Annotated in this window: 15 protein-coding genes; 7 read left to right on the plus strand and 8 right to left on the minus strand. The window is 60.9% G+C overall.

Annotated features, from left to right (window positions below; genetic code table 11):
• Positions 1-92 precede the first annotated feature (92 nt).
• Both MU848_RS11270 and MU848_RS11275 read left to right on the plus strand, forming a co-directional pair.
• Positions 93-1,418 carry a cystathionine gamma-synthase family protein gene (locus tag MU848_RS11270; protein ID WP_247231979.1) on the plus strand — a complete coding sequence of 442 codons (1,326 nt, stop codon included), beginning with the start codon at positions 93-95 and terminating at the stop codon, positions 1,416-1,418.
• Positions 1,415-2,353, plus strand: a complete 939-nt coding sequence (locus MU848_RS11275) for a 2-hydroxyacid dehydrogenase (protein WP_247231981.1) — start codon at positions 1,415-1,417, stop codon at positions 2,351-2,353. Before MU848_RS11270 ends, MU848_RS11275 begins: the two co-directional genes overlap by 4 nt.
• Positions 2,354-2,364: 11 nt before the next feature.
• Here MU848_RS11275 and MU848_RS11280 read toward each other — a convergent pair whose 3' ends face one another.
• On the minus strand, positions 2,365-3,039 hold the full coding sequence (locus MU848_RS11280) for an HAD family hydrolase (protein ID WP_247231983.1): 675 nt from the start codon (positions 3,037-3,039) through the stop codon (positions 2,365-2,367).
• A gap of 99 nt (positions 3,040-3,138) precedes the next feature.
• On the opposite strand from MU848_RS11280, the gene MU848_RS11285 reads away from it, so the two are divergent.
• The 4 genes from MU848_RS11285 to MU848_RS11300 are packed head-to-tail and all read left to right on the plus strand — an operon-like array spanning position 3,139 to position 6,712.
• Positions 3,139-4,248, plus strand: coding sequence for an ABC transporter permease (locus MU848_RS11285; RefSeq protein ID WP_201515446.1), 1,110 nt, complete (start codon positions 3,139-3,141; stop codon positions 4,246-4,248).
• Positions 4,248-5,120, plus strand: a complete 873-nt coding sequence (locus tag MU848_RS11290) for an ABC transporter ATP-binding protein (protein ID WP_097090529.1) — start codon at positions 4,248-4,250, stop codon at positions 5,118-5,120. The genes MU848_RS11285 and MU848_RS11290 overlap by 1 nt, the downstream gene beginning before the upstream one ends.
• A 3-nt stretch (positions 5,121-5,123) precedes the next feature.
• Complete coding sequence (locus tag MU848_RS11295; RefSeq protein WP_201515445.1) at positions 5,124-6,086, plus strand: MlaD family protein; 963 nt, start codon at positions 5,124-5,126, stop codon at positions 6,084-6,086.
• Positions 6,087-6,097: 11 nt separating this feature from the next.
• Entirely contained in the window at positions 6,098-6,712 is a 615-nt protein-coding gene (locus MU848_RS11300) for an ABC-type transport auxiliary lipoprotein family protein (protein WP_201515444.1), read from the plus strand.
• A 51-nt stretch (positions 6,713-6,763) separates the two neighbouring features.
• Here MU848_RS11300 and pepN read toward each other — a convergent pair whose 3' ends face one another.
• From pepN to MU848_RS11335, 7 genes are all read right to left on the minus strand, one after another.
• Complete coding sequence (gene pepN, locus MU848_RS11305) at positions 6,764-9,364, minus strand: aminopeptidase N (protein WP_247231992.1); 2,601 nt, start codon at positions 9,362-9,364, stop codon at positions 6,764-6,766.
• Positions 9,365-9,433: 69 nt separating this feature from the next.
• Positions 9,434-10,363 carry a ParB/RepB/Spo0J family partition protein gene (locus tag MU848_RS11310; RefSeq protein ID WP_201515442.1) on the minus strand — a complete coding sequence of 310 codons (930 nt, stop codon included), beginning with the start codon at positions 10,361-10,363 and terminating at the stop codon, positions 9,434-9,436.
• Complete coding sequence (locus MU848_RS11315; protein ID WP_097090534.1) at positions 10,360-11,142, minus strand: ParA family protein; 783 nt, start codon at positions 11,140-11,142, stop codon at positions 10,360-10,362. Before MU848_RS11315 ends, MU848_RS11310 begins: the two co-directional genes overlap by 4 nt.
• Complete coding sequence (rsmG, locus tag MU848_RS11320; protein WP_247232001.1) at positions 11,139-11,780, minus strand: 16S rRNA (guanine(527)-N(7))-methyltransferase RsmG; 642 nt, start codon at positions 11,778-11,780, stop codon at positions 11,139-11,141. Before rsmG ends, MU848_RS11315 begins: the two co-directional genes overlap by 4 nt.
• Entirely contained in the window at positions 11,777-13,627 is a 1,851-nt protein-coding gene (gene mnmG / locus MU848_RS11325; protein WP_247232003.1) for a tRNA uridine-5-carboxymethylaminomethyl(34) synthesis enzyme MnmG, read from the minus strand. Before mnmG ends, rsmG begins: the two co-directional genes overlap by 4 nt.
• A 59-nt stretch (positions 13,628-13,686) precedes the next feature.
• A complete protein-coding gene (mnmE, locus tag MU848_RS11330; RefSeq protein ID WP_247232005.1) occupies positions 13,687-14,964 on the minus strand; it encodes a tRNA uridine-5-carboxymethylaminomethyl(34) synthesis GTPase MnmE in 1,278 nt (425 codons plus the stop codon).
• Between the two features lie 7 nt (positions 14,965-14,971).
• Positions 14,972-15,226 carry a DUF6489 family protein gene (locus MU848_RS11335; protein WP_097092615.1) on the minus strand — a complete coding sequence of 85 codons (255 nt, stop codon included), beginning with the start codon at positions 15,224-15,226 and terminating at the stop codon, positions 14,972-14,974.
• 146 nt (positions 15,227-15,372) lie between these two features.
• Between MU848_RS11335 and MU848_RS11340 the strand changes: the two genes are divergently transcribed.
• Positions 15,373-16,071 (plus strand): dienelactone hydrolase family protein, encoded by a 699-nt coding sequence (locus tag MU848_RS11340; protein ID WP_247232007.1) that lies wholly within the window; start codon positions 15,373-15,375, stop codon positions 16,069-16,071.
• Positions 16,072-16,077 lie beyond the last annotated feature (6 nt).

Here is a 16,077-nt window from a genome sequence, read left to right on the forward strand (position 1 = left end):
AATGCCGGATGACTGCTCTCTTTCCCTTCCAAAGGCGTTACACTCCAGGACATCAGAGCAAGGCTGCAAACCGCCAACTCAGGAGAACAGCGATGACCGGCGAAACAGAGGCCGACCTGTCCGGGGCCGAGCCCACCCGCAACCGGCGCCGTGCCAAAGCCGCCATAATGGAGATCGGCGGGCGCAAGCTGAAACCAGCGACGCTCATGATGGGCCATGGCTATGATCCCATGTTGTCGGAAGGATCGCTGAAGCCTCCCATCTTCCTGACATCGACCTTCGCCTTTGAAAGCGCGGCCGCTGGCAAGCGGCATTTCGAAGGGGTGACGGGGATCAGGCCGGGCGGCGCGGAAGGACTGGTCTATTCCCGCTTCAACGGCCCCAATCAGGAAATCGCCGAAGACCGGCTCGCGGTGTGGGAGGAAGCGGAAGACGCCCTGCTTTTTTCCAGTGGCATGTCAGCGATAGCGACAACGCTCCTCGCGCTCGTCCAACCCGGCGATGTCATCGTCCATTCGGCGCCGCTTTACGCAGCGACGGAATCACTCATCGGCCGAATCCTCGGCAAATTCGGCGTGCAATGGCTCGATTTTCCAGCAGGCTCGACCGAGGAGGAGATCGGCGCGGTAATCGAACAAGCAAAGTCGCTTGGCCGCGTCGCGCTTATCTATCTGGAAAGCCCCGCCAATCCCACCAATGTGCTGGTCGACGTGGAAGCCGTCGTGGCCCGGCGGGATGATCTCTTCGGCGGGGAGGACCATATTCCGCCGGTCGCGATCGACAATACGTTTCTCGGGCCGCTATGGCATCATCCGCTCGCCCATGGCGCCGACCTCGTCATCTACAGCCTCACCAAATATGCAGGCGGGCATAGCGACTTGGTGGCAGGCGGGGTCTTAGGCTCAAAGGACCTGATCAACACGATCCGGCTGATGCGCAACACCATCGGCACGATCCTCGATCCGCACAGTGCCTGGATGCTGCTCCGTAGCCTGGAAACGCTCGAACTGCGCATGAGCCGGGCTGGCGACAACGCAGCGAAGGTCTGCGCGTGGCTCAAGGACCAGCCGCAGGTAGAGAAGGTCGTATATCTCGGTTTCCCGGAAACGGAGCGCCAGGCAGACATATACAGCCGCCACTGCAAGGGGGCGGGCTCGACCTTCTCCCTCTATCTGAAGGGCGGCGAGGCCGAAGCCTTCGCCTTCCTCGACGCGCTGAAGATCGCGAAGCTGGCGGTTAGCCTGGGTGGCACAGAAACGCTGGCCAGCCACCCGGCAGCCATGACGCACCTATCCGTGCCGCCTGAGCGCAAGAAAGCTCTGGCGATCAGCGACAATATGGTGCGCATATCGATCGGCTGCGAGGATGCCGACGACCTGATCGCAGACTTTGCGCAGGCACTGAAAGCAGTGGGATGAGCGATAGCCGTCCCGTCGTCCTGGTCGGACAGCCGCTTCTCGCTCCGCTGCTGCCAATCCTGCGGCCGCTCTATGACGTCTGGCCGCTGTGGGAAGATGAGGGCGCACGCCGGTGCGCTGAAGCGCGGGCGATTGTGTGGGCTGGAGAATTCCCGCTGGCGCCGACGCTGCTCGACATCATGCCGCAACTTGGCCTCATCGCCTGCTTCACCGTGGGCTATGATGGCGTCGACCTGATGGAGGCGGATCGGCGCGGTATAGCGGTGACCCATGGTGCCGACGCCAATGCGGAAGATGTTGCGGACCACGCTATAGGGCTCATGCTCTCGCACCGCCGGGGCATTGTCGAAGGTGACCGGCTGTTACGGGCGGGCCTGTGGATCGCTGGCCCTGAAAGGCTGTCGCATTCGCTGGCAGAAGCAAGGCTCGGCGTCGTCGGCATGGGCCATATCGGGCAAGCAGTCGCCAGGCGCGCGGAGGCGATGCGGATGCAGATCGGCTGGTGGGGCCCGCGCGACAAGCCGACCCTGCCTTGGCCGCGATCGGAAAGCCTGAACGCGCTGGCGCGCGATAGCGATATATTACTCGTCGCAGCGCGTGCCGACAGCGGCAATCGCGGGATGATCGATGCGGGCGTTATGGATGCACTCGGTCCGGACGGGCTCCTCGTCAATGTCGCGCGCGGGCAACTGGTGGACGAACCGGCTTTAAGGCAGGCGCTGCGACAGCGGAAACTCGGCGGCGCGGCGCTGGACGTGTTCCAGCATGAACCTACTCCGGCCGATATCTGGGCGGATGTCCCCAACTGCGTCCTCACGCCGCACATGGGCGGCGCCACCCATGAAGCGGTAGCGCGCATGACCGGGATGGTGCTGGCGAACCTTGAGGCCTTCTTCGCCGGAGAAGCACTGCCGAACCGCGTCAGGCCTGATTGACTGGGCGAGGCCTAAAGCCAGTCCACGCGTGGCCACCCCTTCGCCGCCGCCAGCCTGGCTAGCGGCTTGTGCGGATTGGAGGCAAAGGCCATGTCGGCAAATTCCAGCATCGGCGCGTCGGACACATGGTCTGAATAAGCCCTGATCTGCGCATGCTCGCGGTCGATGGCCTCTGCCGCCATCCACGCCTTGATCATCCGCAGCTTGCCGGTGTCGTAGCAATTCTCGCCCGCGATCTTCGCGCGAACATAGCGCAGGTCCTGGCTCAGATGATCGGTCGCGATCACGGCGTCGAACCCCAGCCTGCGGGCGATCGGTTCCACATAAAGGCGGTAGGACGCGGTGGCGAGCACCAGCCGGTAGCCGTCCGCCCGATCCCGCGCGATCTGCTCGAGAGCGCCCGCTCGAACATTGTTGGCCACGACCTTCGCCGCATAGCTTTCCACATGTGGCATCAGCTTGGCGCGTTCGACATTGAAGCCGATCATCAACGCCTGATTGAGTTCCTTCAGCCGTTGCCGGCTGATCAGCTTGAAGACATAGGCCAGCATCAACAGGATCACGCAGGGCAGCAGGACCAGCCGCCATGGCGCCATCGCTTTGGATACATGAATGAGGAAGCCGGTATAGGTGCCTGAAAAGGTCACCGTTCTGTCCATGTCGTAGATTGCCAGGCGGTGCGTCATGCCGTGTCCGAAACTTTTTGGCCGCTATTGTCGTTCTACCGTGCGGATGGGCCGTTTCGGCTTGCCGTGCAACCGATAATGGACCACTAACCGCCTTTGATGAACAAAGCCGCCGATCTTGTCGAAGAAACGCGCGATGGCGGTGCTGTCATTCGGCTTCTCGGGCATCTCTCCATCGCCTGTCTGCGCGATCTGCCTGCGCGTCTGGATGCTGTGACGGGCCCCGTTTCGGCTATCGATCTGTCCGGCGTGGAACATATGGACACGATTGGCGCCTGGACCGTGCACCGCACGGCCAAGCGGCTGGGTTCGGAGGTGACTGGCGGCAATGATGACGCACAGCGCCTGATCGAGGCCGTGGGCAAGCTGGATGAACCGGTCAACATCCGCCCCGATTATGTCCCCCCCCTCCAACGCGTCGTCGGCCAGATCGGCGAGGCGGTAGTCAACTCCTTCACCACGCTCCTTGGCCTGCTCGGCTTCTTCGGCGCGACCTTGGTGGCAAGCTGGAACGTCATCCGGCACCCCAGCAAGTTCCGCGTCAACGCCGTCGTGCAACGTTTTGAGGTCGTCGGTGTCTCGGCGCTTGGCATCATCGGCCTCATGAGCTTCCTGATCGGCATCGTGATCGCGCAGCAGGGTTCGGTACAGCTGCGGCAATTCGGCATGGAAATGCTGACGATCAACCTCGTCGGCCGGCTAACCTTCCGCGAATTGGGCGTACTGATGACGGCGATCATGGTCGCAGGCCGTTCGGGATCAGCCTTCGCGGCGCAGCTTGGCACCATGAAGCTGACCGAGGAAGTGGATGCGATGCGCACCATCGGCGTGTCGCCCATGGAGGCGCTCGTCCTGCCCCGTACGCTGGCGGTGGTCATCATGATGCCGCTGCTCGGCTTCTATTCGTCCATCGTCGCGGTCATCGGCGGCGGTTTTCTCTGCGCCGTGTCACTCGACATTCCGCCCATCACTTTCATTCAGCGGCTGCGAGAGGTCGTACCAATTACGGACCTTTGGGTCGGCTTGCTCAAGGCGCCCGTGTTTGGGATCATCATCGCGCTTTCCGGCTGTTTCCAGGGCATGCAGGTAAAGGCCAATGCCGAGGAAGTAGGACTGCGGACGACCTCCGCCGTGGTCCAGGCCATTTTCCTCGTGATCGTGATCGACGCTTTCTTCGCCGTCTTCTTCACTTGGCTGGGGTGGAATTGATGGCTGAGGAAGAAGAAGCGGCGGCCGAGGAAGCGCGGGTCGACAAGGCTGTCGAGAAAAGCGATGTCGCCATTTCCGTAAGGGGCCTCAAGAACAGCTTCGGCGATCAGGTCGTGCATGAAAATCTCGATCTCGATGTGCGTAAGGGCGAGATTTTGGGCGTCGTTGGCGGCTCTGGCACCGGCAAGTCGGTGCTGATGCGCTCGGTCATCGGTCTTCAGACGCCGGATGAAGGCGAAATCCACGTCTTCGGCGAATCGATGATCGGCCGCCTGGATGACGAGGCCTTGGCGATCCGTAAGCGCTGGGGCGTGCTGTTCCAGGGCGGCGCGCTCTTTTCGACCCTAACGGTGGCCGAGAATGTCGAAGTGCCGATCCGCGAATATTATCCCAACATCGGGCCGCAACTGCGCGACGAGATCGCCGCCTATAAGATCCGGCTGACTGGCCTCCCAGCCGAAGCTGGCCCGAAATATCCAGCGGAATTGTCAGGCGGCATGAAGAAGCGGGCAGGCCTCGCCCGCGCGCTGGCGCTGGACCCGGACCTGCTGTTTCTTGACGAGCCCACTGCCGGGCTAGATCCGATCGGCGCAGCAGCCTTCGATGATCAGACGCGAAAGCTCCAGCAAACGCTCGGCCTCACGGTCTTCCTCATCACCCATGACCTCGACACGCTCTATTCGATTTGCGATCGCGTTGCGGTGCTGGCGGATAAGAAGGTGATCGCTGTCGGCACCATCGATGAGCTGCTGGCGACGGATCACCCCTGGATTCAGGAATATTTCAATGGCCCGCGCGGGCGCGCCGCGACGGCGGCCGTGACCCGCGAACGGGAAAAGACGGCGCCGCAGCCATCGGACGGAAGGCGATAGGATATGGAAACCCGCTCCAACCATGTGCTGGTGGGCACGGTCACATTGCTGCTGCTGGCGGCGATCATGGTCGCCGCCTTCTGGTTTTCGCGCCTCTCCGAGGGCGACAACATGGAATATGACATCTTCTTCAAACAGTCGGTGAACGGCCTCGCCAAGGGGTCGAGCGTCAATTATTCCGGCGTTCCGTCGGGACAGGTTGAGAAGATCGAGCTTTGGAAGCGCGATCCAAGCTTCGTGAAGGTGCGCATTTCCGTCAAGGAAGGCACGCCGGTCCTTCAAGGGACCACCGCAACGATCGCCGGGGTTGGCTTCACCGGGGTCAGTGAAATCGTGCTGGATGGCGCTGTGAAGGGCGCCCCGCCCATCACCTGTCCGGAAGAAAATCCCCTGACTGCCTGCCCTGACGGCGTGCCGGTCATCCCCACAAAGCCGGGTGCGCTGGGTGAATTGCTGAACAACGCTCCGCAACTGTTGGAGCGGCTCTCCACCCTGACCGAGCGGCTGACCGAACTTCTGAACGACAAGAATCAGCAATCGATCGCGGGCATCCTCGCCAATGTCGAACGCGTATCGGGCGCTCTCGCAGATCGCAGCCCCGAAATCGCCGCCACCCTTGCCGAAGCGCGCATTGCGGTTCAGCGCACGGGCATAGCGGCGGAACAGATCGGCAAACTCGCCGCGACGACGGACTCGATGCTCACCGAAGAAGGCAAGCCGCTGATGGCCGATCTGCGCAAGAGCGTGCAGTCGGCCACCCGCAGCATCGAAACGCTCGACAGGACGATTGCCGAAGCGCAACCGGGCGTCCGCGCGTTCAGCAATCAGACGATGCCGGAGGTCAATCAGCTGGTGCGCGACCTGCGTGAAATGTCGCGCGCGTTCCGCGGCGTTGCCGAAAAACTGGATCAACAGGGTGCGGGTTCGATCGTCGGGTCGCCCAAACTGCCCGACTACAAGCGATGAGAGGGACAGCGATGACGTTCCACAAGAAACCTGCCGCCCTCCCGATTATGCTGGCCTTCGCCGCCGCACTGACAGGCTGCGTGTCCTTCGGCGGCAAGCCGCCCGAACGGCTGCTGTCGCTGGATGCCGCGCGGAAGGTCGCACCGGGCACGCTTCGCAGCATCGCTGCGGGAACAACCATCACGGTCGCGGATCCGGAGTCCCCCAAGCTCCTCGACACGGTTCGCGTTCCCGTACGCACTTCGCCCACGTCGCTCGCCTATGTGACCAAGGTGCAGTGGGCCGACACGCCGCGCCACCTGTTCCAGAAGCTGCTGTCCGAAACGATCGCCGCCAGCAGCAACCGCATCGTACTCGATCCCGGTCAATATTCAGCGGATGCGGGCCAGCGACTGATGGGCGAATTGGTCGATTTCGGCCTGGATGAGGCAAGCAACAGCGCCGTCGTCACCTATGATGCCATCCTTGCGGGCCCCGGCGGCACGGCAATTGCACGGCAGCGCTTTACTGCCAGCGTGCCTGTAGGTGGCAAGATCGACGCAACCACGATCGGCGCACCGCTCAACAGCGCGGCGAACAAGGTTGCTGCTGACGTGGCCGCATGGCTCACTGCTAGCGGACGCTAAACCCTCTGAAGGATGCCATTCTGGATGACGTTCAGCATGGCATCCTCAGCTTTACTCCACGCTCTTGCTCACTTGTTCGGTGACGTCCTTTGACAGACCGGGCTGCGACAATATTCTCTGCAATTCCCCGCGCATCAAAGCGGCTCGCTCCTCGTCGAAACGACGCCAGCGTCCGAGCGGCGGGACCAGGCGCGCAGCCGTTTGCGGATTGAGCTTGTCCAGCGCGATGATGCAGTCCGCCACAAGCCTGTAGCCCTTCCCAGACCGATGATGGAACGCCCACTGGTTGCCTGCAAAGGCGCCGAAGAGCGAACGCACCCGGTTGGGATTGGCCAATGTAAAATCAGGATGCCCGGCCAGCTCCTCGACCAGATCAACGGTGTCCGGATGCGAGGCAAAGGCTTGCGTCTGGAACCACTTGTCGAGCGTCAACGCATCATCCCGATACCGATTGTAGAAGATGTCGAGTGCCGCCTCGCGCTCGTCACTGCGGTCATTCGCCAAGGTAGCGAGCGCCGATTGCCGCTCCGTCATGTTGTCGGCTTCGTCAAATTGCGAGAAGGCCACTGTGGGCCCATCCACCGCGCCCGACGCCACCAGATAGATCAGGGCGCTGTTGCGCAGCTTGCGAGCGCCTTTCGCAGCAGCCGAGAGCGAGAACCCGTTGGCTCTGGTCCGGGCATGGACATCGCGCCAAAGTGGTTCCAGTTCCTTTCCGACGCGCCGCTGCAACGCGTCACGCGCCGCATGGATGTCGTCCGGATCGACCTGCACCATCTGATCGCCGATATATGCTTCGCTGGGTAGCCGAATAGCTTCGGCGATGAAGGCGCTGTCGAGATGCGGATCGTTTACTGTATCGCGGATCGCCGCGATGACTGCTGTCTCATCCACCTCCTGCCCCGCCACTCTGCCCACCAGCGCGTTGACCATCAATTGCTGCATTGCCTCATACCGGGCGAAGGGATCATCATCATGCGCGGCGAGGAAGGCGAGATCGGCCTGACTCCTGCTGGTCTCGACAATCACCGGCGCTGAAAAGCCGCGATTGATCGACAAAACAGGAGCCACGGCAAAGCCATTGAAGGTGAAGCGCTGTTGCTCCTCCGTCAGCATCAGCAGCGTCTCGCCACTGCTGCGGCCGCTATGCCGGTCGAACAGCGCCGCGCGCAGCGGCATAGCCAGCGGCGCTTTGTCGGGCTGCCCCGGCGTCGGCGGCGTATTCTGCTCCAGCACCAGTTCCACCGACTGCGTGATCGGATCATGCGTCAAGCTAGCCCTGACACGGGGTGTCCCCGCCTGTTCATACCAGCGGCGAAATTGGGTGAGATCGATCCTGCCGCCCTCTTCCATTGCCCGGATAAAATCCTCGCAGGTCGCCGCTTCTCCATCATGCCGCTCAAAATACAGGTCGGTAGCTGCGCGAAAGCGATCCGGGCCAAGCATCAGGGCAATCATCCTGATCAGCTCGGCGCCTTTGTTGTAGATCGTCGCTGTGTAGAAGTTGCTGATCTCCATATAGGATTCCGGCCGCACCGGATGAGCCAGCGGTCCTGAGTCCTCCTGAAACTGCGCGGCTCGCAAAACGCGCACGTCTTCGATCCGCTTGACGGCGTGGCTGCCCATATCGGCCGAGAAATTCTGGTCCCGAAAGACGGTGAACCCTTCCTTCAGCGACAGTTGGAACCAGTCGCGGCACGTCACTCTGTTGCCCGACCAGTTGTGGAAATATTCATGGGCCACCACCCCTTCGACGCCATCATAATCGGCGTCCGTAGCGGTCTCCGCGTCGGCAAGAATGTAGCGCGAATTGAAGATGTTAAGCCCCTTATTCTCCATCGCTCCGAAATTGAAATCAGCTACTGCGACGATGTTGAACACGTCGAGATCATATTCGCGGCCATAGACCCGTTCGTCCCAAGCCATGCTGTCCTTCAAAGCTTGCATGGCGTGGCTGGTGCGGGGCAAGTCGGCCTCCTTGACCCAAATCCCCAGCTTGACCGCTCGTCCGCTCATCGTGACAAAGCTTTCGCTGTTGCAGGCAAGGTCTCCGGCGACGAGGGCAAAAAGATAGCAAGGCTTCGGGAATGGATCGATCCACTTCGCCCAATGCCGCCCGTCCGGCAGCTCGCCTTGCTCTGTCGGGTCGCCGTTCGAAAGGAGGATCGGATAGCGGGCCTGGTCGGCTTCCAGGCGAACGGAATAGCGCGAGAGAATATCCGGCCGGTCAGGGAAGAAGGTGATCCGGCGAAATCCCTCCGCCTCGCATTGCGTGCACAGCAGCCCGCCGCTGGCATAAAGGCCCATCAGCTTGCTGTTTTGCTCAGGAGCCAACTCGACCACAGTTTCCACCTGATGCGCGGGTCCAGGCAGAGGGATGACCAAAGCGCCCTGTTCGATACTCCACTCGCCCGGCCCGAGCGCGCGCCCATCGACTTTCACCTCGATCGGCGTCAGCTCGTCGCCGTCAAGCCTGAGTGGCCGGTCATGCCCTCCGTTGCGAGTAACGCTAAGGCTCGCCCGGACGATCGTACGCGCCGGATCGAGGCTGAAATCAAGATCGATAGTGGGGACAAGCCAGTCGGGTGGACGGTAATCCCGACGCCGAACGACTATAGGAGAGGAAGCGCTTGTCGATTGAATGTCAGCCATGACCGCAACCTAAGAAGCCCGCAGTCAAAAGGCCAGTGGTTCGCGTCTGTCAGACGGCAGCCAATCCCATCAGATCCGTTCGCCTGAAAGCCGCTGGCACAGCATGTCCAGCTGGTCGAGCGTCGAATAGCGCAAGGACAATGTGCCGCCCGCACCTTCGCCATGCCCGATCTCTACCTTAACCCCCAGAATGTCGGCAAGATGCTGCTCCAACGCAGCGATGTCGGGATCCTTGCCTGATGAAGGCGCGGAGGGCGCGCGGCTGCGCGGGGCTGCCCCTTCCCCCTTCTTCGACCGGCGAACCAGTTCCTCGGTATCTCTGACCGACAGGCCCTTGGCTTCGACAGTCTGCGCCAGCGTTTCGCAATCGGGAGCGCCAATCAAGGCCCGAGCGTGCCCCATGGACAGCTTCTGCTCCACCACCTGCCGCTGTACGGATGCTGGCAAGTCCAGCAGCCGGATCAAATTGGCTATATGGCTGCGCGATTTGCCAACGATCCGGCCCAACGCTTCCTGGCTGTGATGGAAGTCGGCGATCAGCTTGCGGTATGCCTCCGCCTCTTCAATCGGATTGAGATCCTCGCGCTGGATATTTTCCACAAGCGCGATTTCCAGCGTCTCTGCTTCGTCAAAATCACGAACAATTGCTGGAATACGATGTAGTTGCGCGCGCTGGGCGGCGCGCCAGCGGCGTTCCCCCGCAACGATCTGAAATCCGCCACCATGCGGACGGACGATGATCGGCTGTATGACGCCGCGTTTCCCGATGCTGTCGGCGAGTTCCGCCAAAGCGCCTTCGTCAAAATGGCGGCGGGGCTGTTCCGGGTGAGGCTGGATCAGCGCCACCTCGATGCTCTGGATCGCCTTGGTCGAAGCTGAAGGCGTTTGAGGCGCCACCGGCTCTTCTCGGGAAACATCGCCCAACAATGCTGACAAACCGCGGCCAAGTCCATGGGGACGTTTAGCCACCTTCAGCTTATCATCACTATCGCTGCTCACGCTGCAGCCTCCTGTCGGGGCAGTCGTGAAATCAGTTCGCGGGCAAGGCGCATATAGGCTTCCGATCCGGAGCAACGAAAATCATAGATAAGTGCGGGCACGCCATGACTTGGCGCTTCGGAAAGCCTGACATTACGCGGAATCACCGTGGAAAAAACCAAGTCTCCCAGGCAAGCCCGGACATCATCAGCAACCTGGTCAGTCAGCCGGTTTCGACGGTCATACATCGTAAGAGCCACCCCCAGGATCGAAAGACCGGGATTGAAACGCCCACGTATCCGCTCGACCGTTTGCAACAACTGCGACAGCCCTTCTAACGCAAAGAACTCACATTGAAGAGGGACAAGAAGCGATTGTGCCGCCACCATCGCGTTGATGGTAAGCAAGCCAAGAGAAGGAGGACAGTCGATCAGGCAAATGTCCCACCGCCCTGCCTGGGCTTCACTGAGAACCCGCTCCAGCCTGTGGGTCCGCTCTTCATATTCGATCAACTCGATTTCAGCACCAGACAGGTCTTGGGTTGCAGCGACGATGTCCAACTTGGGCACGCGCGTTGGATGGATAGCGTCTTCGATGGCGCAATTACCAACCAGCAGATCGTAGCTCGACCATGTCCTGTCAGCTTGATTAACGCCCAAACCCGTGGATGCATTTCCTTGCGGATCGAGATCGATCAGCAGCACCCGCAACCCCGTCGCTGCCAGCCCTGTAGCCAAATTTATCGCGGTCGTGGTTTTCCCCACACCGCCTTTCTGATTGGCAATGGCGATACGGATCATTTGCGACCTTTCTTGCCCCTTGGCGCGACTGACCGTGCTATAATGATTGCACTTTCCGGATCAGTGATGCTGCGTTCCACGTGAAACACACCTTGCCATGAGGATCGCGCCGCCTCCAGTTCAATTTGCGCATTGCGCCCTTTTGGTAAGATCCACAGGCTTTTATCCGTGGACAAATGCAGCGCCGATGAAAGCAGTCGGTCCAGAGGCGCATAGGCCCGCGCGCTAATCACAGCTGCCTCACTCGCGGGGGCACTCTCGACCCGACCGCCATACACATCTGCATTGTTGAGCGACAATTCACCGACAAGCCGGTTCAAAAAATCGATCCTCTTTCTGCGCGACTCTATCATCAGAACGGGCCGTTCACTCAATATAGCGACCACGATCGCCGGCAAACCTGCCCCTGATCCCAGGTCGATCCATAGCCCTTCATTCGCGGTGCCATCCAACTTCATCAACTGGGCAGAGTCTACGATGTGCCTCGACCACACATGCTCGCGTGTCGATTCCGCGATCAAATTCTGCTGATCCATTTCCGCCAAAAGCATCTGCACATAGCCGTCCAAGCGTGCCCATGTTTCACGTGGAACGTCGAAATTCGCCTTCAGCCACGTCTTTGCTTCGTCCTCGGTCATGCCGCCTGCCGACGCACATGAACCAGCAATGCCGCCAAGGCCGCGGGCGTAATGCCCCTTATGCGCGCTGCCGCTGCGAGTGTATCAGGACGAGCCCGGTCAAGACGCTCCACCATTTCACTGGAAAGGCCACCGACTGAGGAGAAATCAAAATCCAATGGAATGATAACCCGCTCATCACGGCGCAGGGCCGCAATCTCTGCAGCCTGGCGCTCGAGATAGGGAGCATAATGCGCATCTTCCAAAATCTCTTCGCGGAGGTCAGCGTCGATGTTGGTAAGCGATGGCGCGAGGGCAAACAGTAGTTCGCGCTGCACCTCCGGAAAACGCGCCCATTCAAACAGGGTGCGCCGCGCGCCGTCTTGCCGTACATTTGCTCCAGCACGGGCAAGCTGGGTGGCGCTGAACTGCTCTCCGAGCTCCTTGTCGACGACGATCCGTTGCGCCGACAATCTGTCATAATAAGCGAGCCGCTCTTCACCCAGAAGACCATGCTCCCGGCCGATATCCCCAAGCCTCGAACCCGCATTGTCTGCCCGCAATCGTAGCCGATACTCCGCCCGCGCGGTCAACATCCGGTAAGGTTCAGTCACCCCCTGAAGCACCAGATCATCAATCAGGACGCCGATGTAGCTACTCGCCCGGTCAAGGATCATCGGCTCGACGCCTTGCGACCGCGCCACCGCATTGACGCCAGCGACGAGCCCCTGGGCAGCGGCCTCCTCATATCCGGTCGTGCCATTGATCTGGCCTGCACAGAAGAGACCCGGCACGTCCCGCATCTCCAACGTATGCTGAAGGGCGCGCGGATCGATATGATCATATTCGACCGCGTAGCCCGGAACAACGATCTCGACCTGCTCCAGCCCGATCATCGAGCGGACCATGCGTTCCTGGACATCTGCAGGCAGGGACGTGCTGATCCCGTTCGGATAGACCAGCTCTGTATCCAACCCTTCCGGTTCCAGGAAAATCTGGTGACCATCCCGATCCCCGAAACGGATCACCTTGTCTTCGATCGACGGGCAGTAGCGCGGCCCCCGCCCTTCGATCGCGCCACTGAACAAAGGTGATCGCCCCAAGCCATCCCGTATGATGGCGTGCGTAACCGCGTTCGTACGCGTGATCGCGCAACTCAATTGAGGAAGCTGCCGATGCTTCGACAGCGCCGACATCGTCCAGCCCGCGTCATCCGATGCTTGCTCTTCCAGTACAGCCCAGTTGATTGTACGGCCGTCGAGCCGCGGCGGCGTACCAGTTTTCAAACGCGCCATCGGCAGCCCAAGCTCACGGAGTTGTAGCCCAAGCGCCGCCGCAGCCCGCTCTCCCGTCCTCCCGCCAAAGCTTGTTTCTTCGCCTCGGAAAAGCTTTCCGCCAAGAAAGGTGCCGGTTGCCAGTATGACGGCGGGTGCCGACAGGCTCGTGCCGTCCGCCAGCGCCAGTCCAGCCACTTCACCCTTGTCCAGCAACAAGGCGGAGGCTTCACCTTTAACCAGGGTCAATCCCACCTGAGCCTCGATCATGCGATGGATGGCGGCGCGATAATACGCTCGATCCGCCTGCACTCTTGGCCCCTGAACTGCGGCGCCCTTACTGCTGTTCAGCATGCGATAGTGGATGGCGGCAGCGTCCGCAGCTCTCGCGATCAGCCCATCGAGCGCATCGATCTCTCGGACCAGATGGCCCTTGCCCAAGCCGCCTATAGCAGGATTGCAGGACATCGCGCCTACGGTCGCCTTCTCGAAGGTGAGAAGTGCCACTTGCGCACCCTTTCGGGCAGCAGCAGCCGCTGCTTCGCACCCGGCATGGCCGCCGCCAACCACAATCACATCAAAAGCTGTCCGCATGGCCGTGCCCATAACAGACTTGGCGGAGCGGGGCAAAACTGTTCCACGTGGAACAGCATTCATTTGCCGATACAAAATCCCGCAAAAAGGCGGTCCAGCATATGCTCGGTACTGGCGCGGCCAGTCAGACTATCAATGGCTGCTCGAGCGTGGCGTAATTCCTCCGCAACTATCAGGAAGTCGCCACTTGCCGCTGCGCTGCTCAAATGTTCGGCAAGCGACAAGACCCCCCGCCGCTGGCGCTCATGTAACGCATACTCGCTTTCGCCAGGCAGGAGCGCAGCGGCTCGCTCCAGCAATGTGGATATGAGTTCGGCCATTCCTTCCCCTGTGACGGCCGATATCGGCAAGCCTTGGGCGACGGCCCGGCGGTCGCATTGGGCGGCCACCAATATTGCGTCGGGCCGGGGCAGTTCCGCAGCGTCTCCAAGCCACAAGATGATATCCGCGCTCTCCAACGCCGCGCGCGCCCGATCCATTCCGATTATCTCGATGGCGTCCGACGTGCTATCCCGCAATCCAGCGGTGTCGGTAAAGAGGAAGGCTGTGCCCGCCAGCGCCGCAGGTACTTCGATCCGGTCGCGCGTCGTCCCGGCAACTTCGGAAACGATCGCGGCATCCCGCCCAACGAGCGCATTCAGCAGCGTCGATTTCCCGGCATTGGGCGGTCCGGCAAGCACCACCCTGATACCGTCGCGCAGCCGCTCGGCCGAGGGGGCAGCGAGAACCGATCTCACCTCAGTAGCCAGCTCTCGGGCGCCACTGGCAACAAACGCTTCGGCACCAGCCTCCGGTACGTCGTCCTCGTCGGAGAAATCCAGCACAGCCTCAACCATTGCGGACAGATCGAGCAGCCGTGTCTGCCACGCCTCCAGCCGTCGAGAAAAATGCCCTTCCGACATGAGCAAGGCTGCGCGCCGCTGCTGCTGTGTTTCGGCAGCGAGCAGATCGGCCAGTCCTTCGACTTCATTCAGATCCATACGCCCGTGGGCAAAAGCACGCCGCGTGAATTCACCCGGAGCCGCAAGCCGCAGGCCGGAGAAGGATTTCAGTGCGTCTTCAATCCCGGCCACCACGGCGCGCCCGCCATGACAATGGATTTCAGCCAGATCTTCACCGGTCGCAGTTGTCGGCCCAGGAAACCACAATATCAGCGTCCGATCGAGCGGCATCCCGTTGCGGGGGTCCTTCAATAATGCCAAACGCGCGCGCCTGGGCTCAGGAAGGTGTCCCGCCAGACCCTGAAGCACCGCAGCCGCAGAAGGCCCGCTAATCCGGATGACGGCAATGGCTGCCGGCGGCGCACCGCTCGACAGTGCAAAAATCGTGTCAGCCATCAACGGCTCAAGGCTTGTCGCCATTCTTCCCCGGAACGCTGGCCAAGCCGATATCCATCATCTGCCGGAACAAGCGCATCCCCGCATCACCTAGCGGAGAGAAGCTTTTGAACATGGTTTCCATCTGCTCGACATTGGCAATGCCGTCGAAGCTGTCGAGCATGGTCTTCACATATTTGTCGTGTATCGGCGTCACGTCGGGAAGGCCCAGGAAAGACCGTGCTTCGGCTGGGGTACAATCTACGTCCACGGTCACTTTCATGTCATGCGCCTTCGTCTGCGGAGCCCTGATCGTCATGCCGCAACATGGGCCTCAAACGCAAATAAATTGGCAAAAGCGGCGTTGGCGGCTCACCCAAAGCCGATTATCTTCGCCACAAACTCCGATATTAGGGAAGGATAACAGCCATGGGATCATTCACGTCAGTTTCGACCCTGGAAGGCGATGGCCAATTCGACGCCTATGTCGCGCAGCCGCAAAGCACGCCCCGCGCGGCAATTATCGTCATTCAAGAAATCTTCGGAGTGAATGAGGGCATCCGGCGCAAATGCGACAATTGGGCGGAACAAGGCTATCTTGCTGTCGCGCCCGATCTGTTTTGGCGCGATACCCCGCATGTCGAACTGAACGCGGATGTCGCCGAAGATTTCCAGGCAGCGATCAACCATATGCAGAAGCTGGATCAGGACCGCGCCATCTATGATATCGAGGCAGCGATCAAGTTCGCGCGGGCCCAGCTTGGCGGTGATGGCAAGGTGGGCGTTGTCGGCTACTGCCTTGGCGGCCGCCTGACATTCATGGCTGCCTGCCGGACGGATGGCGATGCCTTTGTCGGCTATTATGGCGTTGGCATCGACAATCTCCTGAGTGAGCAACATGCGATCGGCAAGCCGGTGATGCTGCACATTCCCACCGCTGATGGCTTCGTGCCGCCGGACGTTCAGAAGAAGATGCATGAGGGCCTGAAGGACAACCGCCATGTGGTCCTCCATGATTATAAGGGGCTCGATCACGGCTTCGCCGCCGAGATGGGCGTCCGCCGGGTGGAAGAAGCCGCTCAATTGGCGGACCAGCGGACAGCCGACTTCTTCGCTACACATCTCTAAACAGGC

Source organism: Sphingobium agri (assembly GCF_023051225.1).
In the GTDB taxonomy this organism is placed as follows: domain Bacteria; phylum Pseudomonadota; class Alphaproteobacteria; order Sphingomonadales; family Sphingomonadaceae; genus Sphingobium; species Sphingobium agri.